The sequence below is a fragment of the Streptomyces sp. NPDC096048 genome (genome assembly GCF_044763415.1).
GTDB lineage: Bacteria > Actinomycetota > Actinomycetes > Streptomycetales > Streptomycetaceae > Streptomyces.
Genome location: NZ_JBIWGG010000006.1, coordinates 340,713 through 364,721, shown reverse-complemented (window position 1 = coordinate 364,721; position 24,009 = coordinate 340,713). Strand labels below are relative to the sequence as shown.

The window sequence follows — 24,009 nt, the reverse complement described above, 5'->3', positions numbered from 1 at the left end:
CCTTGATCAGCACTGTCCTCGTCGCCAACCGGGGCGAGATCGCCTGCCGGATCTTCCGCACCTGCCGTGAGGGGGGAATCCGGACGGTCGCGGTGCACTCGGACGCCGATGAGAACGCACTCCACGCGCGCGTGGCCGACGCCGCGGTACGACTGCCGGGCGCGGCCTCCGCCGACACCTACCTGCGCGGCGACCTGATCGTGAAGGCCGCGATCGCCGCCGGCGCCGACGCCGTCCACCCCGGCTACGGCTTCCTCTCCGAGAACGCCGACTTCGCGCGCGCCGTCGTCGACGCGGGCCTGACCTGGATCGGACCGCCACCGGAGGCGATCGAGGCGATGGCTTCCAAGACGCGCGCCAAGGAACTGATGGGCATCCCCCCGCTGGGCGAGGTCACCGAGGCCGACCTGCCGGTCCTGGTGAAGGCGGCGGCGGGCGGCGGCGGACGCGGCATGCGCGTCGTACGGCGCCTCGCCGACCTCGACGCCGAACTGACCGCCGCCCGCGCGGAGGCGGCGAGCGCCTTCGGTGACGGCGAGGTGTTCGTGGAGCCCTACCTCGAGAACGGCCGCCACGTCGAGGTGCAGATCCTCGCCGACACCCACGGCACCGTGTGGGCCCTCGGCACCCGCGACTGCTCCCTCCAGCGCCGCCACCAGAAGGTCATCGAGGAGGCCCCGGCGCCCGGCCTGACGCCCGGACTCACCGGTGAACTCCACGACCTCGCCGTACGCGCCGCCCGCGCCGTCGACTACGTCGGCGCCGGGACCGTCGAGTTCCTCGTCGCGGACGGCCGGGCGCACTTCCTGGAGATGAACACCCGCCTCCAGGTCGAGCACCCGGTCACGGAGGCGGTCTTCGGCATCGACCTCGTCGCCCTCCAACTCCGTGTCGCCGAGGGCCACGCCCTCGAAAACGATCCCCCGCGCGCGCGTGGCCACGCCGTCGAGGCCCGCCTGTACGCCGAGGACCCGGCGAACGGCTGGGCCCCGCAGACCGGCCGCCTGCACCGTCTCACCGTGCCCAACGGCATCCGCCTCGACACCGGCTACACCGACGGCGACGACATCGGCGTCCACTACGACCCGATGCTCGCCAAGGCCGTCGCCCACGCACCCACCCGCGCGGAGGCCGTCCGCCGACTCGCCGGTGCCCTGGACCGGGCCGCGATCCACGGCCCGGTCACCAACCGGGACCTCCTCGTCCGCTCCCTGCGCCACGAGGAGTTCACGTCCGCCCGCATGGACACGGGCTTCTACGACCGCCACCTCGCCGACCTCACCCGTGGTGGGACGGCCGACCCCCTCGCCCCGCTGGCCGCCGCCCTCGCCGACGCGCACGGCCGCTCCCGCTTCGGCGGTGCCTGGCGCAACCTGACCTCGCAGCCCCAGCTCAAGCGCTACGCCATGGCGGGCGAGGAACACGAGGTCCGCTACCACCACACGCGCACCGGCCTCACCGCCGACACCGCCGACGGCGTGCGCGTCGTCCACGCCGACGCGCACCTGGTCCTGCTGGAAGCGGACGGTGTCCGGCGCACGTTCGAGGTGGCGACGTACGGAGACCAGATCCATGTCAACGCCACCCGCCTCACCGCCCTGCCCCGCTTCCCCGACCCCACCGCCCAGCACGCCCCGGGCTCCCTGCTCGCCCCCATGCCGGGCACGGTCGTCCGCGTCGCGGAGGGCCTCACGGAGGGGATGGCGGTCCAGGCCGGCCAGCCCCTCCTCTGGCTGGAGGCGATGAAGATGGAACACAAGATCACCGCCCCGGCCACCGGAACACTCGCCGCGCTGAACGCCACCCCGGGACAACAGGTCACGGTGGGTTCCCTGCTGGCGGTGGTCCAAGGCACCTAGGGGTGCGGGGCCGCATCGAACACGCGGCTCCGCCGCGTGAGCGCGACAAGCCACGACGAGACCCGCCGACGAAGGAGTCGCATGACCCCCGTGATCGAATCCGACGAGCACAAGTCCCTCCGCGCAGCGGTGTCCACCTTCGCCAGGAACCACCCCCGCACCCTCGCAGCCGACAACAAACACTTCTGGCAGGAAGCCGCCAGACTCGGCTACATCGGCGTCAACCTGCCGGAGGCATACGGCGGTGGCGGCGGCGGCATCACCGAACTCTCCCTGGTCCTCGAAGAGATGGGCGCCGCGGGCAACCCCCTGCTGATGATGATCGTCTCCCCGGCGATCTGCGGCACCGTCATCTCCCGCTTCGGCACCGAGGCCCAGAAACAGGACTGGCTCCCCACCCTCGCCGACGGCACCCGCATGATGTCCTTCGGCATCACCGAACCCGACGCCGGCTCCAACAGCCACCGCATCACCACGACCGCCCGCCGCGACGGCACCGACTGGATCCTCACCGGCCGCAAGGTCTTCATCAGCGGCGTCGACATCTCCGACGCCACCCTCGTCGTCGGCCGCACCGAGGACGCCCGCACCGGCAAGCTCAAGCCCTGCCTGTTCATCGTCCCCCGTGACACACCCGGCTTCGAGCGCCGTCGGATCGACATGGAGCTGAACGCCGCCGAGAAGCAGTTCGAGCTGACCCTCGACGACGTACGGCTGCCCGCCGACGCGCTCGTCGGCGACGAGGACGCGGGCCTCCTCCAGCTCTTCGCCGGGCTCAACCCCGAGCGGATCATGACGGCGGCGTTCGGGATCGGCATGGGCCGGTACGCCCTCTCCCGCGCCCTCGACTACGCCCGCGAGCGCACCGTCTGGAAGACCCCCATCGGCGCCCACCAGGCCATCGCCCACCCCCTCGCCCAGGCGCACATCGACCTCGAACTGGCCCGCCTGATGATGCGGAAGGCGGCGCACCTCTACGACGCCGGTGACGACATGGGAGCCGGCGAGGCCGCCAACATGGCCAAGTACGCGGCCGGGGAGGCCTGTGTGAAGGCCGTCGACCAGGCCGTTCACACCCTCGGCGGCAACGGCCTCACGCGCGAGTTCGGGCTCGCCTCGCTGATAGCGGCGTCGCGCGTGGCTCGTATCGCCCCGGTGAGCCGGGAGATGATCCTCAACTACGTCTCCCACCAGACCCTCGGCCTGCCCAAGTCGTACTAGCCCACACCGGTCCGTACTGGAGGAACCATGTTCCGCAGCGAGTACGCAGACGTCCCGCCCGTGGACCTGCCCATCCACGACGCCGTGCTCGGCCGGGCCGCCGCCTACGGCGACACCCCGGCGCTGATCGACGGCACCGACGGCACCACCCTCACGTACGAGCAGGTGGACCGGTTCCACCGGCGCGTCGCCGCCGCCCTGGCCGAGACCGGCGTACGCAAGGGCGACGTCCTCGCCCTGCACAGCCCCAACACCGTCGCCTTCCCGCTGGCCTTCTACGCCGCCACACGCGCGGGTGCCTCGGTCACCACCGTCCACCCGCTCGCCACGGCGGAGGAGTTCGCCAAGCAGCTCGGCGACTCGCGGGCCCGCTGGATCGTCACCGTCTCACCCCTGCTGGACACCGCCCGCCGGGCCGCCGAACTCGCGGGCGGCGTCCAGGAGATCCTCGTCTGCGACAGCGCGCCCGGCCACCGGTCGCTCATCGACATGCTGGCTTCCGCCGCGCCCGAACCGTCCGTCGCCGTCGACCCCGCCGAGGACGTCGCCGCCCTGCCGTACTCCTCGGGCACCACCGGCACCCCCAAGGGCGTGATGCTCACCCACCGGCAGATCGCCACCAACCTCGCCCAGCTCGAACCACTGATGCCGGCCGCACCGGGCGACCGCGTCCTGGCGGTACTGCCCTTCTTCCACATCTACGGCCTGACCGCCCTCATGAACGCCCCGCTGAGGCTCGGCGCCACCGTCGTCGTCCTGCCCCGCTTCGACCTGGAGCAGTTCCTCGCCGCCATCCAGAACCACCGCATCACCGGCCTGTACGTCGCCCCGCCGATCGTCCTCGCCCTCGCCAAGCACCCCTTGGTCGCCGACTACGACCTCTCGTCCCTGAAGTACATCGTCAGCGCCGCCGCCCCCCTGGACGCGAAGCTCGCCGCCGCCTGCTCCCAGCGGCTCGGCCTGCCGCCCGTCGGCCAGGCGTACGGCATGACGGAACTGTCCCCGGGCACCCACGTCGTCCCCCTGGACGCCATGAGCGCCGCGCCGCCCGGAACCGTCGGCAAGCTCATCGCCGGTACCGAGATGCGCGTCGTCTCCCTCGACGACCCCGGCAAGGACCTCCCCGCCGGCGAGTCCGGCGAGATCCTCATCCGCGGACCCCAGGTCATGAAGGGCTACTTGGGCCGCCCCGACGCCACCGCCGCCCTGATCGACGAGGACGGCTGGCTGCACACCGGGGACGTCGGGCACGTCGACGCCGACGGCTGGCTGTTCGTCGTGGACCGCGTCAAGGAGCTGATCAAGTACAAGGGCTTCCAGGTGGCCCCCGCCGAACTGGAGGCCCTCCTGCTCACCCACCCGGGCATCGCCGACGCGGCCGTCATCGGCGCCTACAACGACGACGGCAACGAAGTGCCGCACGCCTACGTGGTGCGCCAGCCGGCCGCACCCGACCTCTCGGAGGGCGAGATCATGATGTACGTCGCCGAACGCGTCGCCCCCTACAAACGCGTCCGCCGGGTCACCTTCATCGACGGCGTGCCCAGGGCGGCCAGCGGCAAGATCCTCCGCCGGGAACTGCGGGACCGTTCATGAGCCTCGTCCGCCGTACCCGGGACCGGGGCGTCGAGACGCTCACCCTCGACTCCCCGGACAACCGCAACGCCCTCTCGGCGGCCCTCGTCGGCGACCTGGCCACCGCCCTCACCGAAGCCGGCGAGGACACCGGCGTCCGCGCCGTCGCCCTCACCCACACCGGCAACACCTTCAGCGCCGGCGCCGACCTGCGCGACCCGCCCGCCCCGGACGCCCTGGCCGGCCTGCTGCGGCAGATCGTCGAGCTGCCCAAGCCGGTCGTCGCCCGCGTCACCGGGCACGTCCGCGCGGGCGGCCTCGGTCTGCTCGCCGCCTGCGACATCGCGGGCGCGTCCACCACGTCGACGTTCGCCTTCACCGAGGTCCGCATCGGCGTCGCCCCCGCCGTCATCTCCCTCCCGCTCCTGCCCCGCACCGACCCCCGCGCCCTCGCCCGCCACTACCTCACCGGCGAGCGCTTCGACGCCGCCGAGGCCGCCCGCATCGGCCTGGTCACGGCGGCGGGGGACGACGTGGACGCCGTACTGGCACCCGTACTCGACGGTGTGCGTCGCGCCTCACCACAGGCTCTGGCCGAGACGAAACGGCTGCTCACGGCTAGGGTGCTGGAGGCCTTCGACCGGGACGCGGCAGAACTGACGGCGCTCTCGGCCCGGCTGTTCGCCTCCCCGCAGGCCCGCGAGGGGATGACGGCCTTCCTCGAACGACGGGATCCGGAATGGGTGGTGTGAGCGGCGCCGTGAACACGGCCGACCGCGCGGAGCGCGTTCCCAAGCAGGACCGCAGCCGGGCCACCCGGCGACGGCTCCTCGAAGCCGCCGTGGCCTGCCTCGCCGAACGCGGCTGGGCGGGCTCCACGGTCTCCGTCGTCGCCGAACACGCCGGCGTCTCCCGAGGCGCCGCCCAGCACCACTTCCCGACCCGCGAGGACCTCTTCACGGCGGCCGTGGAGTACGTGGCCGAGGAACGCTCCGTCGCGCTGCGCGCCGTGTTCCCCGAGGGCGCGGCGGCGGCGGACCGCCGCGCGGTGGTCGCCGCCCTGGTCGACCTCTACACGGGCCCCCTGTTCCGCGCCGCCCTCCACCTGTGGGTGGCCGCCTCCGACGAGGAGCAGCTGCGTGGCCGGGTGACCGAGCTGGAGGCCCGCGTCGGCCGCGAGACGCACCGCATAGCGGTCGACCTCCTCGGCGCCGACGAGACCCGCCCCGGCACCCGCGAAACCGTCCAGGGCCTCCTCGACATGGCCCGCGGCCTGGGCCTCGCCAACCTCCTCACCGACGACGCGGCCCGCCGGGAACGGGTGGTCGAGCAGTGGGCCCGGCTGCTGGACGGGGCACTGGACGGGACGCCGGGCTGACCTCATGGGCGACGGCTTCCAAGTGATCGTCGACCTCGACGCGGACGAGACCGACGCCGAAGGGCTCGCTCGGCGTGTCCTGGAGTGGCTCGTCGCGGAGGGCATCGTCTTCGCCGAACGCACCCGGTGCGTCCCCGGACAGCCGCTGGGGCACCCGCCCGGCCCGCACTGGGAGCGCGCGGTGACCGACGACTGGGACTTCGCACCCCAGGACGGACTCGCCGTCCACACCCGGCGCACCGGCTTCACCAGCGGCGCGGACATGCCCGGCGCGGCCCGCTGCCCGCTCTGCCACGCGCCCACCCCACCGGACGACACGGACGACGGAGCGGCCTGGCAGCGCTTCAGCACCGCCATGCGGACCTGGTACGACACGGGCGCCGCGTCCGTCGACTGCCCCGCCTGCGCCACGGCCGTCCCCGTCCCCGACTGGACCTGGGACGAGGCGCCGCTCGCCTTCGGCCGACTCGGCTTCGAGTTCTGGAACTGGCCCGAACTCACCGACGACTTCCGTGCCCGTGTGTCCGCGCTTCTGGACGGCCACCGCACGACGTACGTGTGGGGCGGGTACTAGACGGCGGGCGGCTTCACGGACCGAGCCGCTCCACCCGCCAGCCCCCGCCCGCCTCCGCCACGTACCGCAGCCGGTCGTGCAGCCGGTTCTCCCGCCCCTGCCAGAACTCCACCGCCCGCGGCACCACCCGGAACCCGCCCCAGTGCGGCGGCACCGGCACCTGCTCACCCTCCGGGTAACGCGCCGCCAGCTCGGCGTACGCGGAGTCCAGGGCGTCCCGGCCCGCCACCACCGCCGACTGGACGCTGGCCCAGGCACCCAGCCGGGAGCCGTGCGGCCGGGTCCGGAAGTACGCGGCGGTCTCGTCCCGACCGGTACGCCGCGCGACCCCCGACACGATCACCTGCCGGGCCATCGGATGCCAGGGGAACAGCAGCGAGACGTACGGATTCTCGGCCAGGTCACGCGCCTTGCGGGAGTCGTAGTTCGTGTAGAAGACGAACCCCTGCTCGTCGAAGTGCTTGAGCAGCACCGTGCGGGAGGTGGGCCGGCCCTCCGCGTCCGCCGTGGAGACGACCATGGCGTTCGGCTCGAACAGCCCGCCCTCCGTCGCGGCCTGCTTGAACCAGCGCGCGAACTGCTCGACGGGAGTCGCCGCCAGCTCGGTTTCCGAGAGCCCCTCGGCCCGGTACTGCTTGCGCATCGAGGCGAGATCGAAGGGAACGGCGGAGTCGGCTTCGCGATCGGTCACACCGGCCATCCTGCCGTATCCGGGCCGCCGCGCCCGTGTCTTATGTCACCCAGTGGCACTGAGTGCCGCAACCCCTCCCCAAGCGTGGCACTCGGGGATATCGTGCTTGCTCCCGCTCCGGTTGGATGACCGCCGACCGTACGGGGCATCACAGGGGGGACCGCCAGGACCGCGAGTCGTCGACACGACCGTGGATCCGACGGACCCGCCGGATCCGATGGACCGGCGGGCCCATGGGGACGACCGCACCGCCCCCGCACAGGTCGCCACACATCACGATCACGAGGAGCCGCCTGATGTCCGACTTCGTACCCGGGCTAGAGGGAATCGTCGCGTTCGAGACGGAGATCGCCGAACCCGACAAGGAGGGCGGCGCCCTCCGCTACCGCGGCGTCGACATCGAGGACCTGGTCGGACACGTCTCCTTCGGCAACGTCTGGGGCCTGCTCGTCGACGGCGCCTTCAACCCCGGCCTGCCGCCCGCGGAGCCCTTCCCGATCCCGGTCCACTCCGGCGACATCCGCGTCGACGTGCAGTCGGCGCTCGCCATGCTCGCGCCGGTCTGGGGCCTCAAACCCCTCCTGGACATCGACGCCGAGCAGGCCCGCGCCGACCTCGCCCGCGCCGCCGTCATGGCCCTCTCCTACGTCGCCCAGTCGGCCCGCGGCCAGGGCCTGCCCATGGTCCCGCAACGGGAGATCGACAAGGCGCGGTCCGTCGTCGAACGCTTCATGATCCGCTGGCGCGGCGAACCCGATCCCAAGCACGTCGCCGCCGTCGACGCCTACTGGACCTCCGCCGCCGAGCACGGCATGAACGCGTCCACCTTCACCGCCCGCGTCATCGCCTCCACCGGCGCGGACGTGGCGGCGGCCCTCTCCGGCGCCGTGGGAGCCATGTCCGGCCCGCTGCACGGCGGCGCCCCCTCCCGCGTCCTGCACATGATCGAGGAGATCGAGCGCACCGGCGACGCCGAGGCCTACGTCAAGAAGACCCTCGACGCCGGCGAGCGCCTCATGGGCTTCGGCCACCGCGTCTACCGCGCCGAGGACCCCCGCGCCCGCGTCCTGCGCCGCACCGCCCGCGAACTGGGCGCCCCGCGCTTCGAGGTCGCCGAGGCCCTGGAGAAGGCCGCCCTGGCGGAGCTCCACGCCCGCCGCCCCGACCGCGTCCTGGCCACCAACGTCGAGTTCTGGGCCGCCATCATGCTGGACTTCGCCGAGGTCCCGGCCCACATGTTCACCTCGATGTTCACCTGCGCCCGTACGGCCGGCTGGTCGGCCCACATCCTCGAACAGAAGCGCACCGGCCGCCTGGTCCGCCCCTCCGCCCGCTACGTGGGCCCGGGCTCCCGCGATCCGCGCGACATCGAGGGCTACGCCGACATCGCGGACTGACGAGTCCGACGAGTCCGGAAACGCAGACGACCCGCGAGTCTGGTTCCTCCAGTGGAGGAGCCGGCCGGACTTACCGGCGACTCGCGGGTCGGGTGACTGCTCGGGATTGGGCCGGCTGCACGCGTCTTCCACGCGCTGGTCCGGCACCGCACTCGGTGTGGTGACGGGCCGCTAGCCCGCAGCCACCTCACGCGTCCGGTTCTCATACATCTGCCGAACCACCTCCCTTCTTGTGTACCGCACACCTTAGGAACCGGTCGGCCGCCGTTCAATCGATTTTCCGAGTCGCTTCCCCACCGACCTCCCATGGACGCGTCCTCGCTGGTCACCTACGGTTTCGCCCATGACGAAGCGACAGGGGGAGCCGCGGGTCCCGCTCTACGAGTGTTGAACGGGAGCGGTACGTGCTGGACGGCGAGAGCGACGAGCGGGTCGGTCTGCGGCTCGCTCCGCACCCCTCATGACGGGGGCGTATGCCGAGTTTCCGCAGTACAACGATTTCTGCAATCTTGCGGGAACTCGGTGTGTGCTGCATCACGTTCGAGTTGAATGAAGGCCAGTGAGCGAACCGACGTACCGTACGGCGGACGCAGCCTGCAGGGGGTCCAGGTGAGTGCTTCCCGGCGTAGTGGGACCACCGACGAGCTGGGGCCGGACGAGCCGGAACAGCCCGAGCGGGACGGCGCGGACCTGTTGGCCGCGCTCCTCGACGGGATGGACGCCGCCCTGTGCGCCTTCGACGCGCACGGCGTCGTCACCCACTGGAACCGCGAGGCGGAGCGGATCCTGGGCTGGACCGCGGCCGAGGCCGTGGGGCGGCAGGGCTTCGCCGGGTGGGCGGTGCGCCGGGCGGACGCCGGGGAGGTCGAGGAGCGGCTGCTGTCCGCGATGCGGGCCCCGGGGCGGCAGGTGAACGAGTTCGCGCTGCTGACCAAGGACGGCGGGCGGGTGCTGGTGCGCACCCAGTCCGCGGCGGTGCGCGGTCCCGACGGGCGCCCCGCCGGGGTGTACTGCGCGTTCAGCGAGGTGCACGCGCAGATCGACCTGGAGCGGTCCATCGCGCTGAGCGAGGCCCTGCTGGAGGACGCGAGCTGGGGCGTCGTGCTGGTGGACGTGGACCTGCGCCCCGCCGTCGTGAACGCCCACGCGGCGCGTGCGCTGGGCGCCGGGCGCACCTCCGTCCTGGGCCGGCCGCTCGGCGATCTGCTCGCCCAGGGCGTGGAGGAGCTGGAGAACGCGCTGACCCACGTACTGGCGGAGGGTCCGCCGCCCGCGCCCGCCGAGGTCTGGGCGAGCGTGCGCACCCCGGAGGGCGAGCGGCGCCGGTGCTGGCGCAGCGGGTTCGTGCGGCTGGCGTCTCCGCTGGCGGAGGAGCCGGTGCCGCTGGGCGTCGGCTGGCTGTTCGAGGACATCACCGAGGGCAAGCAGGCCGAGCAGGACGCGGCCCTGCTGCGCTTCCGCGGCAACCAGCTGCACCGCGCGGCGCGTGCGGCGGCCGAGTGCGAGGACCCGGCGGAGGCGGCGGTCGTCCACCTGGACTTCGCGCTCGCCGGGTTCGCCGACCACGCCCTGATCGACCGGGTCGTGGGCGGGGCGGTGAACGACACCGACGCCTCGGAGCCGGTCCGGCTGGTCCGGGTCGCGGCCACGCCGTCCGGCGCGCCCGGGCCGAGCGTGCCGACCGGGACGGCCGGGATGCCGGTGCGCTACGGCGAGGGGCACCCGGCGGTGCAGTGCGTGGAGCGGGCGGGTTCGGTGCGGGCCAGCGCCGGTGTCCGCGCGGTGCCGGCCGAGCAGGTGCGTGAGTGGGCCGCGGCCCGGCAGTGGCCGGCGGACACGGTGCACGGCCTGTGCGCGGTGCTGCGCAGCCGGGGCCGGACGCTGGGCGTCGTCACGTTTCTGCGGGGCGCCGGGCGCAGCGCGTTCGAGCGGCCCGACGCGATGTACGCCGAGGACGTGGCGGTCCGCATCGCGGCGGCGCTGGACCTGGCCGGCGCGGTGGAGAAGCGGTAGCGGTGCGGCGTGGGCCGGCCTGGGCGGTGCGCCCGGTTCCGGTCTCCGCCGCGCGCCCTGTGCCGGTCCGGGCGGTGCGCTCCGCGCGGGTCCGCGGGGTGCGCCCCGGCGCCCCGCTTCTCCCGTGCCGTAGTCGCTCAGCGGCGGTAGAAGATCCGGTCCCGGTACTGCTCCAGTACGCGTCCGTTCCATTCGTGGCCGCCGTCCACGTTGCCCGAGCGCAGCAGTGGGGGCTCGATGCCCCGGTCGGCGAGGGTGGCGGCCGCCGTGGCCATCACGGCCTGGAGGAGGGCGCTGGTGACGACCGTGGAGGCGGGTGCGAAGGGCGCCGGGACGGTGTCGAGGGTGAGTTCCGCGTCGCCGACGGCGATCTTGGAGTCCAGCACGATGTCGCAGTGGTCCTTGAGGAAGGTCCCGGAGGTGTGCCGTGACTTGGTCTCGGTGGCGTACGCCACCGAGGTCACGCCGATGACCCGCACGCCGAGCGCACGGGCGTTCATGGCCATCTCCACGGGCAGCGCGTTGCGCCCGGAGAGGGAGATGATCACCAGGGTGTCGCCCTCGCGGAGCGGCGAGGAGTCCAGTACGGCGCTCGCGAGGCCGTCGACGCGTTCCAGCGCGGAGCCGAGCGTCGCCGGCATCACGTCGACGCCGACGACGCCGGGCACGGCGAGCAGGTTCATCAGGGCGAGTCCGCCGGCGCGGTAGACGACGTCCTGGGCGGCGAGGGAGGAGTGACCGGCGCCGAAGGCGAAGAGCCGGCCGCCGTTCTGCACGGTGTCGGCGAGCAGCGTGCCGGCCGCCTCGACGGTCTCGGCCTCCTCGTCGCGGACGCGTCGCAGGAGGTCGATCGCGGCGTCGATGAACTGGCCGGCCGGCTTGCGGTCGCTCATGCGGGACCCCTTCGGTGTGGCTGCGTCGCGGATCACCGTGCGGTCTGGACCAGTGCGGTGTCAATACGGCGTCGATGCGGCAGGGTGGACCGTGCGGGCCCGGCTTTCCGCGGCGATGCACGCTTGTCGGTGGTATGCGTCAGAATTGAATCCAGGGCCAGCGCACGCGCCGGTGGGCCGTAGCCTCCGGCAATCTCATCAAGGGGCACGAATGTCCGGACTGATCGACACCACGGAGATGTATCTCCGCACCATCCTCGAGCTGGAGGAGGAAGGTGTGGTCCCGATGCGCGCCCGGATCGCCGAGCGGCTCGACCAGAGCGGCCCGACGGTCAGCCAGACGGTGGCGCGGATGGAGCGCGACGGTCTGGTGTCCGTGGCGGCCGACCGGCATCTGGAGCTGACCGACGAGGGCCGGCGGCTGGCCACCCGCGTGATGCGCAAGCACCGGCTCGCGGAGTGCCTGCTCGTCGACGTGATCGGCCTGGAGTGGGAGCAGGTGCACGCCGAGGCCTGCCGCTGGGAGCACGTGATGAGCGAGGCCGTCGAGCGCCGCGTGCTGGAGCTGCTGCGGCACCCGACCGAGTCGCCGTACGGGAACCCGATCCCGGGCCTGGAGGAGCTGGGCGAGACGGACATCGCCGACCCGTTCCTGGACGAGGGCATGGTGTCGCTCGCCGACCTGGACCCGGGGCTGGACGGCAAGACGGTCGTCGTGCGCCGGATCGGCGAGCCGATCCAGACGGACGCGCAGCTGATGTACACGCTGCGCCGGGCGGGTGTGCAGCCCGGTTCGGTGGTGAGCGTGACGGAGTCGGCGGGCGGTGTGCTGGTGGGCAGCGGCGGTGAGGCGGCCGAGCTGGAGGCGGACGTCGCCTCCCACGTGTTCGTCGCCAAGCGCTGAGTGGTCGTCGGTCCGTCAACTTCCCGCCATATGGGGGGAAATCGCGCCACCGAGCCGATCCCGTCGTTTCCGGGATTCAGTGCGCCGAATCGCAGCGCCCGGACGCTTCGCGTGCAAGGCTGTGGCGTGAGGCATATGACGTGCGGGGCGCTCGGCCGTGGCCTGACAGCGATGTCGCCCGGTCGGAGAAGGGCCGGTCGGCGCGGGGCCGGTCGGAGAGGGGTGGGCGTGCCGGAGAGGTGGAGAGGGCCCCGGCGCCGTGTGGCGCCGGGGCCTGTCCTCCCCTGTGCTGACCCGGAGCCCCGAGCTCTCAGGGTCAATCCCCTCGGACCGTTTTCCCCGAGCGGTCCGCCTCCCGTTGAAGATCTCCCCTCGGCGACGGCGATCAATCCCTGAGAGGTGTCACTCGAATGAGGGGTGTTGCTCGGCAAGACGGCGCTCTCGAATAGACATTCGATACTCTGCGGGCGTCGATCGGCCGCGGACACCACGGCAGGTACGGCAAGGCACGGCAGGCAGGACACGGTTCACGGTTCACAGGACCGGCCGGCCCGGCAGGGGCGGGCGGTCCGAGCGGAGCTTGGGGGTGCCAGGACCTATGGCGCGGCGCATCGACGTGACCGGCGCGGGCGGCGTACGCCTCGCGGCCTGGGAGTTCGGCGACCCTCCCAAGACCGACCGGACGCACGACACGGCACCGGGAGACACGGCACCGGGGGCCCCGGACCGGGGGGACCCCGCGTACGGCGCCGGCGACCTGCCGGGCGTGCTCTTACTGCACGGTCTGATGGGCCGCGCCTCGCACTGGGCCCCCACCGCCCGCTGGCTCTCCGGCCGGTACCGCGCCGTCGCCCTCGACCAGCGCGGCCACGGCCGCAGCGACAAGCCCCCGCGCGGGTCCTACACCCGCGAGGCCTACGTCGAGGACCTGGAGGCCACCCTGGAGCAGCTCGGCCTCGGCCCGGCCGTCCTGATCGGCCACGCCATGGGCGCGCTGACCGCCTGGCAGCTCGCCGCCAAACGCCCCGACCTGGTCCGCGGCCTGATCATCTGCGACATGCGGGCCTCCGCGCTCGGCGCCGCCTCGCAGCACACCTGGACCGAGTGGTTCCGCGCCTGGCCGGTCCCCTTCGCCACGCTCGCCGACGTACGCAAGTGGTTCGGCGAGGACGACCCCTGGGTGGAGCGGCCGAACCCGGCCCGGGGCGCGTTCTACGCCGAGGTGATGGCCGAGTCCCCGGACGGCTGGCGGCCCGTCTTCGAGCCGGAGCAGATGCTCAGGTCCCGCGAGACCTGGGTCTACGACGCCCACTGGGAGGAGCTGGCCCAGGTGCGCTGCCCGACCCTGGTCGTCCGCGGCCTCGACGGCGAGCTGGGCCGGGCCGAGGCGCAGGAGATGGTCCGCGTGCTGCCCCGCGGCCAGTACGCGGAGGTCGCCGACGCGGGCCACCTCGTCCACTACGACCAGCCGGAGGCGTGGCGGGCGGCCATCGAGCCCTTCCTGGACTCCCTCCGGGAAGGCTGACCGCACCCGGGGCGGGCCCTCACCCCTTGCTGACCGCCGTGAGGATCTCCGGCAGCCGCCCCGCCGTGCGCGGCGCCGCCAGCCGCAGACCGAGCAGCGTCAGCGCGGCGCCGTACACCGTGCCCACCGGCAGCACCAGCCAGCCCCCGTCGCCCTCGCGCACGTTCAGCCAGACCGTCAGCGCGATCACGGGAGCGCACAGCAGGGCCGCGCCGACCATGCCGCCGAGGATCGAGATCCAGGCCAGTCCGACCTGGCCGGGGGCGACGTTCTTGTACCCCTCCTGCGGGATGGAGTACGGGAAGCGCGCCGAGGTCCACGCGCCGGTCGCCAGCATCGCGCCGAGCAGCGCGAAGGACAGGCCGAGCGCCTCGGGCAGGGTCCGCCAGTCGTCGAGCATCGCCGTGGTCAGGACGGTGACGAGGGTGGCGTACGGCAGGGTGATCAGCAGCAGGGCCAGCGCGCGGGCGCGCAGCTCGACGTACGCGTCCCGGGTCGAGGAGATCGTCATCGCGACCATCCAGAACGCGGACGTGTCCTGACCGAACTGGTTGTACATCTGGATGCCGAGCATCCCGGCGGCGAAGCAGGCGAAGTAGACCGAGCCGGTGCCCTGCCAGGCGTTGAACACCGGCACGATCAGACCGATGGCCAGCGAGGTCACCCAGGCCGCCTTGGTCTTGGGGTCGCGCCACACGTAGCGCAGGGCGCGCTCCATGGTGGTGCCGGTGCGGCCCGCGGGAAGCAGCCGGGCGAGCGGTCCGGCCGAGCCGCGCTCGCGCACCGGCCGGGTGTCGCTCGGCAGGGTGGACCCGTCGGGCGTGGTCATCAGCCGTGTCAGGTGGCGGGACCAGACCCGCAGCAGCAGCACCAGGGCCGCCGCGGTCAGCGCCAGCTGGGCGAGCGCGATGCCGTACGAGCCCTCGCTCGCCGCGTCCATCGCGCCGATCGCCGACGCGGGCGGCACCCAGCGCAGCACGTCGGCCGCCGGGTCGAGCTGCTCCAGTCCCGACGAGCCGAGCCGCTGCGCGCCGAAGTTGACCAGCTGCGCCCCGACCGCGACGACCAGGCCGCTCAGCACCGCGAGGTCGCGTCCCTTGCGGCTGGTCAGCAGCCGCACGTTGGCGGCGGCGACGGCCCGGGCGAGGGTGACGCACACCAGCAGCGCGAGGACGGCGCCGACGACCCCGACGGCGTACGCCGCCCCGCCGTGCGCGACCGCGACCACGGAACCGGCGAACACGCACAGCGTGAACAGCGGCCCGATGCCCACCAGCGACGCCGTGAGCAGGGCCCGCACCAGCGGGCGGGGCCGCAGCGGCAGCATCACCAGCCGGGTCGGGTCGAGCGTCTCGTCGCCGCCGGGGAAGAACAGCGGCATCACCGCCCAGCCGAGGCCCAGCACCGCCGCCAGCAGGACGACCAGCGAGTCCACGTGCGCGTAGCCGCGCAGCGCGATCAGGCCGATCAGCTGGAGCGCGGTGAAGAGCAGCACGAGGACGGCCGAGGCGATGTAGGCGGCCCGTCGGCCGCCGGACTGCCGCAGCCCGTTGCGCAGCAGGGACAGTTTCAGCCGTACGAAGACGGACGTGACGGACGTGACGGACGTGACGGACGCGGCTGACGCGGCGGGTGTGCCCGGCGTGTCCGGCGTGCCGGAGGTGAAGGGTTCGGCCTCCGCGCTCATCGGGACCCGCCGCCCAGCCAGTCCAGGTCGGACCCGGCGTCCCGGACCCCGGCACCGACGAGTTCGAGGAACGCCTGCTGAAGGGAGGCCGCCTCGCCGCGCACCTCGGCGAGTGTGCCGGTGGCGCGGATGCGGCCGGCTGCCATGACGGCCACCCAGTCGCACAGCGACTCCACCAGCTCCATGACGTGGGAGGAGAAGACGACGGTGGCTCCGGAGGCGGTGTAGCGCTCGAGGACGCCTCGGATGGTCTGGGCGGAGACCGGGTCGACGCCCTCGAACGGCTCGTCCAGGAAGAGCACTTCGGGGTTGTGCAGCAGCGCTGCCGCGAGCCCGATCTTCTTCCGCATGCCGGTCGAGTAGTCGACGACCAGCTTGTGCTGGGCTCCGGACAGGTCGAGCACGTCGAGCAGCTGCGTGGCCCGCTTGTCCACCTCGCCCCCGGGCAGTCCGCGCAACCGCCCGGTGTAGGCGAGGAGTTCCCGCCCGGACAGCCGCTCGAACAGCCGCAGCCCCTCGGGCAGCACCCCGATCCGGGCCTTCACCTCCACCGGATCACGCCAGACGTCGTGCCCGACGACCTCCACCAGTCCCTGATCCGGCCGCAGCAGCCCGGTCACCATGGAGAGGGTGGTGGTCTTCCCGGCCCCGTTCGGTCCGACGAGCCCGATGAACTTGCCCGCGGGCAACTCCAGATCGATCCCGCCCACGGCGACCTGCTGCCCGAACCGCTTCCAGAGCCCTTGTACGCGTACGGCGCTCGCGCTCACCACGTCTCCCTCCGTCGGCTTCGCACCCTACGGGGGGAAGCGCCTGGAAGGGGGCGCGGGGCTGTGCCGATCCGCGGCTTCGCCGCGTGAGCCCGGTCAACGACGACGGGCCCGCGGTCACCGACCGGACAGCAACCCGGCGGACGAGAAGGCGTCCCCTACCGATCCCTGCCGCACGCGTACGCCAACGGCGAGATCAACTCCTCCACATCCGGCAGCCACCGGTTCGCCGGCGTCGGCCGGCAGGCCCACTGCACGGCCCCCCGCGTCCCGTACCGCGTGGGCGGCGCGGCCACGTACGTCCCTTCCCCCAGCGCCGTCAGGTCGAGGGAGGCCGGCGACCACCCCAACCGCCGCACAAGGTCGGGTACCTTCACCGCGGCGCCCGGAAGAACGAAGAACCGCATCCGCCGGTCCGGCGTCAGGGTCACCGGCCCGAGCGTCAGCTCCATCCGCTCCATCCGGGCCAGGGCCAGGAATCCCGCGGTCTCGGGGACGTCGATCGCGTCGAAGGTCCGCCCCGTGGGCAGCAGGATCGACGCCGTCGGCTGCTTCTGCCACATCCGGCGGGCCACGGTCGCGCTGCCCGTCGCCTGCGTCGCCCAGTCCTCGCGCGCCGGGTGCGCGCCCGGGGCGGCGCACACGGGGTCCCCGCAGGAGCAGTGCTGCACCCCGTCGGCGGCTACCAGCCAGGTGCCGGGAAACACGTCCCAGTGGCGCTCCTCGGCATAGCGTACGGCGGTCTCCAGCAGCGATGTGCCGCGCTGCTGGGGGATCTGAGCGGCTTCGGTGCCGGGGATGGTCTCTTCCACGTGGAACTCAACTCCCGTGCTCAACGGGGGTTACGGGGGGGTGCGCGCGCGGGGGAGGAGCATCGATTCCGCATCCGGGGCGCATGGGTGCATGTGTGGGGGCGCGCGGGAGGATTCGCCGCGAGAGCTGGGTAGCCAGGGGTGGGGCCGGCTCCAGCCGCGGTCCCGGCAATCCTCGCAAGCTTCGCAAGTCTCGCATTGTCGGCACATCGACGGGGCATTGATCTTCACGGCCGGATCCTCCTCGTCCAGCGATCCGCCGGGACAGCATCGAGACGCATGAGACCGCATGGGGGTTACGCCATGGCCGCAAGGCCTCTCGTCGCGCGGCAGCCGAACGAACGACTGCAGGCGCTCATTCAGGAAGCGGGCTGCTCGAACGCGGGCCTGGCCCGCCGGGTCAACATGTGCGGGGTCGAGCACGGCCTCGACCTGCGGTACGACAAGACGTCCGTGGCCCGCTGGCTGCGCGGACAGCAACCGCGCGGCCGGGCACCGGCGATCATCGCCGAGGCGCTCGGGCGCAAGCTGGGCCGCACGGTCACGATCGACGAGATCGGCATGGCCAACGGCAAGAACCTCGCCTCGGGTGTCGGCCTCCAGTTCTCGCCGACGGTACTGGGAGCCATCGAGCAGGTCTGCGAGTTGTGGCGCAGCGACGTGGGGCGCCGGGACTTCCTGTCCGGTTCCTCCGTCGCCGCGTCCGCGCTCGTCGAGCCCAGCAGGGACTGGCTGATCTCCGCCCCCGACTCGCAGGTGTCGCGCTCGGCCGGGCCGCGGGTGGGCCCGTCCGACGTGGCGGCCGTGCGGGCGATGACGCAGGCGCTGGTGGACCTGGACCACCAGTACGGCAGCGGGCACGTGCGCCCGGTCGTCGTGCACTACCTGAACAGCGTCGTCTCCGGTCTGCTCGCGGGCTCCTACCGGGAGGCGGTCGGGCGGGAGTTGTTCGCCACGGTGGCCCGACTGACCGAACTGGCCGGATACATGGCCGTCGACACCGGGCAACCGGGCCTGGCCCAGCGGTACTACATCCAGTCGCTGCGGCTGGCACAGGCGGCCGGGGACCGCGGCTACGGCGGGTACGTCCTCGCCGCGTCCATGAGCCACCTGGCCGCGCAGCTCGGAAACCCGCGTGAGATCGCGCAGTTGGCGCGCGCGGCGCAGGAGGGGGCGCGCGGGCGGGTGACGCCGCGCGCGGAGGCGATGTTCCACGCGGCCGAGGCCCGCGGCCACGCGCTGCTGGGCGACGTACGGGCGGCCCACACGGCGGCCGGGCGGGCGGTCGGCGCGATGGAGGCGGCCGATGCGGCCTCCGGGGACGACCCGGTGTGGATCGCGCACTTCGACGAGGCGTATCTCGCCGACGAGTTGGCGCATTGCCATCGGGACCTGGGGCAGGCCGACGCGGCGGCGCGGTACGCGCGGCAGTCCCTGGACGGGCATCCGCAGTCGCGGGCCCGCAGGCGGGCCATCGGCCATGTGCTGCTCGCCACCGCGCAGGTGCAGCAGCGCGAGGTGGAACAGGCCTGCAACACCGCGACGAAGGCCGTGGAACTCCTCGAGACGCTGCGCTCGAACCGGGGCGCGGAATACCTGGAGGACTTCCAGGCCCGGCTGGAACCGTACCGGGAGGAGGCGGTGGTAAGGGAGTTCGGGGCGCGGCTCGATCTCCAGGCCGCCGCGTGAACGAACGGGCCGCCGGCGCGTGAACGTGCCGGAAACTCGGGCACGGTGAGCGGGAAGTGTCATGGACAGCGTGCCGCGGCCTGGTTTTGTTACTGCTGTCACAGGGAAGGAGCCCACGCCCCATGCGGCGTGGCAGTGGGCTCCGGGGACCCGGTAGCGTGAGCCGACGATTCCGAAGGTCCCCCATTCGTAGGAGTCCCGGTGACGCAGAGTGGACAGGGCGAGGAGCCCTCGGCGCGGCAAGCGCACGAAGGCATCGTGCTGCCCTCGGACGGCGGCGAGCCCTTGCTGCCGGGCTCGGCCGGCGGCCCCGCCGACCCGCAGGCCGGCCGGCCCGTGCCCGCCTCGGCGCCGCCGGGCGGCCAGGCCTGGGACCGGCCGTGGGGCCCGGAGCAGCAGCAGAGCCCGGCCCAGGGCCAGGACTGGCCCACGCCGCCCGGCGCCCAGCCCTGGGGGTACCCGGAGAACGACCCGTCGGCCGCCCAGCCGTCCCCGCAGCCGTCCGCCTCGCATGCCTGGCCCGCGCAGAGCGGCCCGGCGCAGGCCCCCGGCGCCCTGCCGCCCCAGGCGGGCCCGGGCCCGCTCCCCCCGGAGGGCGCGCAGGGCCCCGCGTACGGCGGACCGGCCGACGGCCGGACCTACGGAGCGCAGCCGTCGTACGGGCAGCACGGACATCACGGCCAGGCCCCCGCGCCTCAGCCGCAGGCGTATCAGCCGCACGCGCCGCACGCGCCCCAGTCCCAGGCGTCCGCGCCCCAGCCGCAGACGTATCAGCAGCACGTGCCGCACGCGCACCAGTCGCACGCGCCGCACCCCTCCGCGCCTCCGGCGCCCGCCGACGAGGGCGCCACGCAGTACCTGCCGCCGGTCGGGATACCCGCGGACGAGGGCGCCACGCAGTACATACCCCCCGTGGCGCCGGGGGCGCTGCCGCCGGAGAGACCGGCCCAGCCGCACGCCGAGTCGACGCAGTTCCTCGGCCGGGCACCGCAGTACCCCGCGCAGCCCGCGTCCGGCTACCAGCCCGCCCCCGCCGCGCCCGCCCCCCACCCGGACGCCGAGGCCACGCAGTTCATCGCGCCCGTGCCCGGCGGCCCCGCCCCGGCCCCGTACGGTGCGGCGCCCGGCGGTGACGAGGGGCGGCAGCCGCCCGCCGAGTTCGACAACCTCTTCCGCAGCGCGCCGGGCGCCGACGGCCCGGCCTCGGCCACCCAGCAGCTGCCCGCCTTCGACGAGCCGCAGCATCCGCGCCCCGGCGACCAGCCCACGTATGCCCCGCAGGGCCCGGGCGGCGGCGGTAGTGGTGGTGGCGGCAGGCGACGCGGGCACGACGGCGGGGGCGGCCGGGGCGGCCGCGGCGGGCGGACCGGTTCGCGCCTGCCGCTCCTCGCGGCCGTGGGCGTCGGTATCGCCGTCGTCGGTGTCGGCGCCGGCGCCATGATGGCCGGCGGGGGTGGCGAGGAGGACGAGGGCGGCAACCAGACCGTGTCCGCCACGGCCCCGGTCTCCGAGTCCGCGTCGGCCTCCCCCTCGCCGTCCGTGGACCCGGTCCGGCAGCAGGCCGTCGAGCTGGACAAGCTGCTGGCCGAGAGCGGCACCGGCCGGACCACGGTGATCAACGCCGTCGGCGACGTGAAGTCCTGCGACAACCTGCCCAAGGCGGCCAAGGACCTGCGCGACGCCGCCAAGCAGCGCACCGGGCTGGTCACCAGCCTCTCCCAGCTGTCCGTGGACAAGCTGCCGCGGCACACCGAGCTGACCACCGCGCTCACCAAGGCGTGGCAGGCCTCGGCGTCGGCCGACAACCACTACGCGGCCTGGGCCGACCAGACGGCCGGCAAGAAGGGCTGCAAGAAGGGCAAGGCCCGCACCACCAGCCACACCCAGGCCGGCAACCGGGCGAGCGGCACGGCGAGCAAGGAGAAGGCCGAGGCCGCCAAGCTCTGGAACACCATCGCCAAGAAGTACGGCCTGACGGAACGCCAGCCGACCCAGCTGTGACCCGCCGGGCGGGCGGCCCCCGCCCGGCCGCCCGTGCCGCCGGCTCGTTCAGGCCACGTCGGCGTTCCGCAGGGTGCGGGTGGTGTCCACGGCGCCCTCGCGGGCCGACACCAGGCGGCCCTGCCGTACGACCTGGAGGGTGACCTCGGCGTTGACCAGGCGCGGGAAGCCGACCGACGCCAGCCCGGCCTGGAACTTCCACCGGAGGGGCGGGGTGAGCCCGCCCGTGTCGATCCTCGGTCCGTCGTCGAGGGCGCGGGTCAGGGTGTGGGCGCTGACCTCGCCGCCGCCGAGCGACTCGACGGCCGCCTTGAAGACGGTGTACGCGATCCAGGTGGTCTGCACCCCGGCGTCCGCCGCGTCGACGTCGTTGTCCCCGAACGACTCCTCCTTGATCACCTTCTTCATCGCGTTCCAGGCCGGGTCGTTCACCGCCGGGTACCAGCCGGTGACGTACGCCCCCTCGTAGGGTCCGGCCGCCCCGCCGCTCGCGTTGATCGTGGCCTGGTCGACGCTGCCGAGCACGCTCGCGGTGCCCACCTCGGGGTAGTCCTCGCGGGCGCGCCGGAAGGAGTCCATGAAGGTGCCGGTGCGGTCTCCCAGGACGGGTACCACGCACCCCGGTTCGGCCGAGCCGGTGGTCGTGCTCTCCAGCGCCTGCTCGGACTGTCCGTCATACTCGGTGGCGTCCTCCGCCGCCCGCTGGTCCTCGGCCCGCTCGTGCCCGCCCGCGGTCAGTCCCGAGTCGAGCAGCGCGGGCAGCTGGTCGCCCGCGATGGTGTCCGGCCGGACGAGCGTGACGGGCCCGCACGAGTCGGCGAGCGTGCTGCCGAGGCCCGCCAGCAGCGCCGGCTGGCCGCCGTTGACCGGGTAGGACAGCGGGCTGGTGAACTCCGTGTTGGTGATGCCGTAGCCGCCGATGTACGGGATGCCGGCGCTCTCCAGCACGGGGAAGAAGGAGTCGGCGTGCTGGCTGTAGGAGCCGACGACGGCGACCGCGTTCTCCTTGACGGCGCGCCGGGCGCACTTCGCGGCGGCGATGCCGTTGTTGTGGTCGTTGCAGGTCAGGACGTTGAGTTCGCGGCCGTCGAGGCCGCCCCGGTCGTTGATCCAGCGGGCGTAGGCCTGCGCGAAGGCGGGCATGCCCGGCTTGTTGGTCGCGCCCGTGTCCTGCGGGGCCCAGGTCATGACGGTGATCGGATCGTCCCCGGAGCCCCCCGTGGCACCGGGGACGATCCCGCAGCCGGCGGCGAGCGACGCACACGCCACCAGGGCGCCCGCGGACAGCGCGCCGGTGCGGGTGGCCCGGGAGCGGCCGCGCGGGCCGCGGAGGAAGGTGCTGCGGGTGGGTCGCCTGCCGGTCATGTACCCGCACGATTCCGTCACACGGCTAACCTGTGAGTGACCTGCGGTCAACGCGTGGTGACGCCGGGGTGAATTGCGGGGGTAGGTGAGGCTCGGGCGGAGGGGAACGTACGATCGATGACCGTGCAAGGTTCGGAGAACTCTTCCCGTCGCGGCCGTCGCTCCTCCACCATGGGCGGCATGCCACTCAACGACATGCCGTGGTGGCGCTGGCGCAGCCAGGTGCGCTCGGCGCTGCACATGCTCTCCGCCCCCGCCTTCCAGCGGGACGTCTGGCTGGCCGGTGTGGACGGCTACGGCGACGTCACCGATGCGGTGTACCGGCTGGTGGAGGACACCTGGCTGGACCACTGGTCCGCCGAGAAGTACGTGGGCACGGTCTTCCGCGACTCGCAGGAGGCGGCGCTCGTGGACACCGCCGTGCTGCGCGTCCTGCGGATCATGCACCAGGTGGGGCCGGACGCGCCCGTGCACGCGTACCTCGACCACCCGGACTGGCCGGAGGCGGTGCGGGCGGCGCGCGACGCGCACGTGCGGCTGGCCGCCGGTGACGGCGAGGACCCGGAGACGGAGCCGCGCACGCTGGAGGTGCTGCGGATCCTGACCCGGTCCGCCTGACGGGACACCCGCCGGGAAAGGGTCCGGATATGGGACCCTGTCCTGCATGAACGAGCAGTCCTCCGCGGCCGTCACCCGGGCCGCCGCCCCGGCCGACCAGTACGTCCTCACCCTGTCCTGCCCCGACAAGCAGGGCATCGTGCACGCCGTTTCGAGCTACCTGTTCATGACCGGCTGCAACATCGAGGACAGCCAGCAGTTCGGCGACCACGACACGGGACTGTTCTTCATGCGCGTCCACTTCTCGGCCGACGCTCCCCCGCTGCCTGAAGCGCGGGAGGTACCCGCAGTGACCGTGGACAAGCTGCGCGCCAGCTTCACGGCCATCGGTGACGCCTTCCACATGGACTGGCAGATCAACCGGGCCGACGAGAAGATGCGCATCGTCCTCATGGTCAGCAGGTTCGGGCACTGCCTGAACGACCTGCTCTTCCGGGCGCGGATCGGCGCGCTGCCGGTGGAGATCGCCGCGGTGGTGTCCAACCACACCGACTTCGCCGAGCTGGTGGGGTCCTACGACATCCCTTTCCACCACATCCCCGTGACGAAGGACACCAAGGCGGAGGCCGAGGCGCGCGTCCTGGAGATCGTGCGCGAGGAGGACGTCGAACTCGTCGTGCTGGCCCGCTACATGCAGGTCCTCTCGGACGACCTGTGCAAGCAGCTCAGCGGCCGGATCATCAACATCCACCACTCCTTCCTGCCGAGCTTCAAGGGCGCGAAGCCGTACCACCAGGCGCACGCGCGGGGCGTGAAGCTGATCGGCGCGACCGCGCACTACGTGACGGCCGACCTCGACGAGGGGCCGATCATCGAGCAGGAGGTCGAGCGGGTCGGCCACGACGCCACGCCGGACCAGCTGGTCGCGGTGGGGCGGGACGTGGAGTGCCAGGCGCTGGCGCGGGCCGTGAAGTGGCACGCGGAGCGGAGGATTCTCTTGAACGGTCGCCGGACGGTGGTGTTCGCCTAGCGGGGCGGGGGTTCTGGTTCAGCGGCGGCTGCGGGGGGCCGGTGGTTGCTCGCGTAGTCCCCGTGCC

At 73.1% G+C, this 24,009-nt stretch carries 20 protein-coding genes; 14 read left to right on the top strand and 6 right to left on the bottom strand.

Annotated features, from left to right (window positions below; translation table 11 throughout):
• Window positions 1-2 precede the first annotated feature (2 nt).
• From ACIQ6R_RS18870 to ACIQ6R_RS18845, 6 genes are all read left to right on the top strand, one after another.
• On the top strand, window positions 3-1,859 hold the full coding sequence (locus ACIQ6R_RS18870) for a biotin carboxylase N-terminal domain-containing protein (protein WP_404222515.1): 1,857 nt from the start codon (window positions 3-5) through the stop codon (window positions 1,857-1,859).
• 81 nt (window positions 1,860-1,940) lie between these two features.
• The gene (locus ACIQ6R_RS18865; RefSeq protein ID WP_404222514.1) at window positions 1,941-3,080 is read left to right on the top strand and encodes an acyl-CoA dehydrogenase family protein; all 1,140 of its coding nucleotides are present in this window, start codon (window positions 1,941-1,943) and stop codon (window positions 3,078-3,080) included.
• Window positions 3,081-3,107: 27 nt separating this feature from the next.
• Window positions 3,108-4,676 (top strand): 4-coumarate--CoA ligase family protein, encoded by a 1,569-nt coding sequence (locus ACIQ6R_RS18860; protein ID WP_404222513.1) that lies wholly within the window; start codon window positions 3,108-3,110, stop codon window positions 4,674-4,676.
• Window positions 4,673-5,407: an enoyl-CoA hydratase family protein gene (locus ACIQ6R_RS18855; RefSeq protein WP_404222512.1), complete on the top strand. Its 735-nt coding sequence runs from the start codon at window positions 4,673-4,675 to the stop codon at window positions 5,405-5,407. Before ACIQ6R_RS18860 ends, ACIQ6R_RS18855 begins: the two co-directional genes overlap by 4 nt.
• Window positions 5,395-6,033, top strand: a complete 639-nt coding sequence (locus ACIQ6R_RS18850; protein ID WP_404175973.1) for a TetR/AcrR family transcriptional regulator — start codon at window positions 5,395-5,397, stop codon at window positions 6,031-6,033. The genes ACIQ6R_RS18855 and ACIQ6R_RS18850 overlap by 13 nt, the downstream gene beginning before the upstream one ends.
• Window positions 6,034-6,037: 4 nt before the next feature.
• Entirely contained in the window at window positions 6,038-6,607 is a 570-nt protein-coding gene (locus tag ACIQ6R_RS18845; protein WP_404222511.1) for a hypothetical protein, read from the top strand.
• A gap of 13 nt (window positions 6,608-6,620) precedes the next feature.
• Here ACIQ6R_RS18845 and pdxH read toward each other — a convergent pair whose 3' ends face one another.
• Window positions 6,621-7,307 (bottom strand): pyridoxamine 5'-phosphate oxidase, encoded by a 687-nt coding sequence (pdxH, locus tag ACIQ6R_RS18840; RefSeq protein WP_404222510.1) that lies wholly within the window; start codon window positions 7,305-7,307, stop codon window positions 6,621-6,623.
• A gap of 287 nt (window positions 7,308-7,594) precedes the next feature.
• Between pdxH and ACIQ6R_RS18835 the strand changes: the two genes are divergently transcribed.
• Window positions 7,595-8,695, top strand: a complete 1,101-nt coding sequence (locus ACIQ6R_RS18835) for a citrate synthase 2 (protein WP_404175964.1) — start codon at window positions 7,595-7,597, stop codon at window positions 8,693-8,695.
• Window positions 8,696-9,244: 549 nt separating this feature from the next.
• On the top strand, window positions 9,245-10,708 hold the full coding sequence (locus tag ACIQ6R_RS18830; RefSeq protein ID WP_404222509.1) for a PAS domain-containing protein: 1,464 nt from the start codon (window positions 9,245-9,247) through the stop codon (window positions 10,706-10,708).
• Between the two features lie 137 nt (window positions 10,709-10,845).
• On the opposite strand, the gene ACIQ6R_RS18825 is transcribed toward ACIQ6R_RS18830, so the two are convergent.
• Window positions 10,846-11,601, bottom strand: coding sequence for an SIS domain-containing protein (locus ACIQ6R_RS18825; protein ID WP_404222508.1), 756 nt, complete (start codon window positions 11,599-11,601; stop codon window positions 10,846-10,848).
• A gap of 211 nt (window positions 11,602-11,812) precedes the next feature.
• Between ACIQ6R_RS18825 and ACIQ6R_RS18820 the strand changes: the two genes are divergently transcribed.
• Together ACIQ6R_RS18820 and ACIQ6R_RS18815 are read left to right on the top strand one after the other, a co-directional pair.
• Window positions 11,813-12,505, top strand: a complete 693-nt coding sequence (locus tag ACIQ6R_RS18820) for a metal-dependent transcriptional regulator (RefSeq protein WP_404175952.1) — start codon at window positions 11,813-11,815, stop codon at window positions 12,503-12,505.
• Between the two features lie 598 nt (window positions 12,506-13,103).
• Window positions 13,104-14,030: an alpha/beta fold hydrolase gene (locus ACIQ6R_RS18815; RefSeq protein ID WP_404222507.1), complete on the top strand. Its 927-nt coding sequence runs from the start codon at window positions 13,104-13,106 to the stop codon at window positions 14,028-14,030.
• A gap of 19 nt (window positions 14,031-14,049) precedes the next feature.
• Here the strand turns inward: ACIQ6R_RS18815 and ACIQ6R_RS18810 are convergent, their stop codons facing one another.
• The 3 genes from ACIQ6R_RS18810 to ACIQ6R_RS18800 all read right to left on the bottom strand — a co-directional run bounded on the left by ACIQ6R_RS18810 (window position 14,050) and on the right by ACIQ6R_RS18800 (window position 17,299).
• Window positions 14,050-15,717 carry a transporter gene (locus tag ACIQ6R_RS18810; RefSeq protein WP_404222505.1) on the bottom strand — a complete coding sequence of 556 codons (1,668 nt, stop codon included), beginning with the start codon at window positions 15,715-15,717 and terminating at the stop codon, window positions 14,050-14,052.
• The gene (locus ACIQ6R_RS18805; protein WP_404222504.1) at window positions 15,714-16,490 is read right to left on the bottom strand and encodes an ABC transporter ATP-binding protein; all 777 of its coding nucleotides are present in this window, start codon (window positions 16,488-16,490) and stop codon (window positions 15,714-15,716) included. Before ACIQ6R_RS18805 ends, ACIQ6R_RS18810 begins: the two co-directional genes overlap by 4 nt.
• Window positions 16,491-16,645: 155 nt before the next feature.
• Window positions 16,646-17,299 carry a bifunctional DNA primase/polymerase gene (locus ACIQ6R_RS18800; RefSeq protein ID WP_404222503.1) on the bottom strand — a complete coding sequence of 218 codons (654 nt, stop codon included), beginning with the start codon at window positions 17,297-17,299 and terminating at the stop codon, window positions 16,646-16,648.
• A gap of 303 nt (window positions 17,300-17,602) precedes the next feature.
• Here ACIQ6R_RS18800 and ACIQ6R_RS18795 point away from each other — a divergent pair, with 303 nt between their 5' ends.
• Together ACIQ6R_RS18795 and ACIQ6R_RS18790 are read left to right on the top strand one after the other, a co-directional pair.
• The gene (locus tag ACIQ6R_RS18795; protein WP_404222501.1) at window positions 17,603-18,988 is read left to right on the top strand and encodes a transcriptional regulator; all 1,386 of its coding nucleotides are present in this window, start codon (window positions 17,603-17,605) and stop codon (window positions 18,986-18,988) included.
• 201 nt (window positions 18,989-19,189) lie between these two features.
• A complete protein-coding gene (locus ACIQ6R_RS18790; protein WP_404222500.1) occupies window positions 19,190-20,989 on the top strand; it encodes a hypothetical protein in 1,800 nt (599 codons plus the stop codon).
• Window positions 20,990-21,037: 48 nt separating this feature from the next.
• Here the strand turns inward: ACIQ6R_RS18790 and ACIQ6R_RS18785 are convergent, their stop codons facing one another.
• Window positions 21,038-22,354, bottom strand: a complete 1,317-nt coding sequence (locus tag ACIQ6R_RS18785; protein ID WP_404175931.1) for an ABC transporter substrate-binding protein — start codon at window positions 22,352-22,354, stop codon at window positions 21,038-21,040.
• A gap of 117 nt (window positions 22,355-22,471) precedes the next feature.
• Here ACIQ6R_RS18785 and ACIQ6R_RS18780 point away from each other — a divergent pair, with 117 nt between their 5' ends.
• Entirely contained in the window at window positions 22,472-22,972 is a 501-nt protein-coding gene (locus tag ACIQ6R_RS18780) for a hypothetical protein (RefSeq protein WP_404175928.1), read from the top strand.
• A 46-nt stretch (window positions 22,973-23,018) separates the two neighbouring features.
• Complete coding sequence (gene purU / locus ACIQ6R_RS18775) at window positions 23,019-23,942, top strand: formyltetrahydrofolate deformylase (RefSeq protein WP_404175926.1); 924 nt, start codon at window positions 23,019-23,021, stop codon at window positions 23,940-23,942.
• The last annotated feature ends 67 nt before the right edge of the window (window positions 23,943-24,009 follow it).

Bases quoted from the DNA above. Each gene is read 5' to 3' on its own strand.
- ACIQ6R_RS18865 (WP_404222514.1), top strand. From the start codon at position 1,941: ATGACCCCCGTGATCGAATCCGACGAGCACAAGTCCCTCCGCGCAGCG.
- ACIQ6R_RS18795 (WP_404222501.1), top strand. From the start codon at position 17,603: ATGGCCGCAAGGCCTCTCGTCGCGCGGCAGCCGAACGAACGACTGCAG.
- ACIQ6R_RS18860 (WP_404222513.1), top strand. From the start codon at position 3,108: ATGTTCCGCAGCGAGTACGCAGACGTCCCGCCCGTGGACCTGCCCATC.
- ACIQ6R_RS18820 (WP_404175952.1), top strand. From the start codon at position 11,813: ATGTCCGGACTGATCGACACCACGGAGATGTATCTCCGCACCATCCTC.
- ACIQ6R_RS18825 (WP_404222508.1), bottom strand. From the start codon at position 11,601: ATGAGCGACCGCAAGCCGGCCGGCCAGTTCATCGACGCCGCGATCGAC.
- ACIQ6R_RS18855 (WP_404222512.1), top strand. From the start codon at position 4,673: ATGAGCCTCGTCCGCCGTACCCGGGACCGGGGCGTCGAGACGCTCACC.
- ACIQ6R_RS18810 (WP_404222505.1), bottom strand. From the start codon at position 15,717: ATGAGCGCGGAGGCCGAACCCTTCACCTCCGGCACGCCGGACACGCCG.
- ACIQ6R_RS18780 (WP_404175928.1), top strand. From the start codon at position 22,472: ATGACCGTGCAAGGTTCGGAGAACTCTTCCCGTCGCGGCCGTCGCTCC.
- purU (WP_404175926.1), top strand. From the start codon at position 23,019: ATGAACGAGCAGTCCTCCGCGGCCGTCACCCGGGCCGCCGCCCCGGCC.
- ACIQ6R_RS18845 (WP_404222511.1), top strand. From the start codon at position 6,038: ATGGGCGACGGCTTCCAAGTGATCGTCGACCTCGACGCGGACGAGACC.
- pdxH (WP_404222510.1), bottom strand. From the start codon at position 7,307: ATGGCCGGTGTGACCGATCGCGAAGCCGACTCCGCCGTTCCCTTCGAT.
- ACIQ6R_RS18815 (WP_404222507.1), top strand. From the start codon at position 13,104: ATGGCGCGGCGCATCGACGTGACCGGCGCGGGCGGCGTACGCCTCGCG.
- ACIQ6R_RS18785 (WP_404175931.1), bottom strand. From the start codon at position 22,354: ATGACCGGCAGGCGACCCACCCGCAGCACCTTCCTCCGCGGCCCGCGC.
- ACIQ6R_RS18835 (WP_404175964.1), top strand. From the start codon at position 7,595: ATGTCCGACTTCGTACCCGGGCTAGAGGGAATCGTCGCGTTCGAGACG.
- ACIQ6R_RS18830 (WP_404222509.1), top strand. From the start codon at position 9,245: ATGAAGGCCAGTGAGCGAACCGACGTACCGTACGGCGGACGCAGCCTG.
- ACIQ6R_RS18850 (WP_404175973.1), top strand. From the start codon at position 5,395: ATGGGTGGTGTGAGCGGCGCCGTGAACACGGCCGACCGCGCGGAGCGC.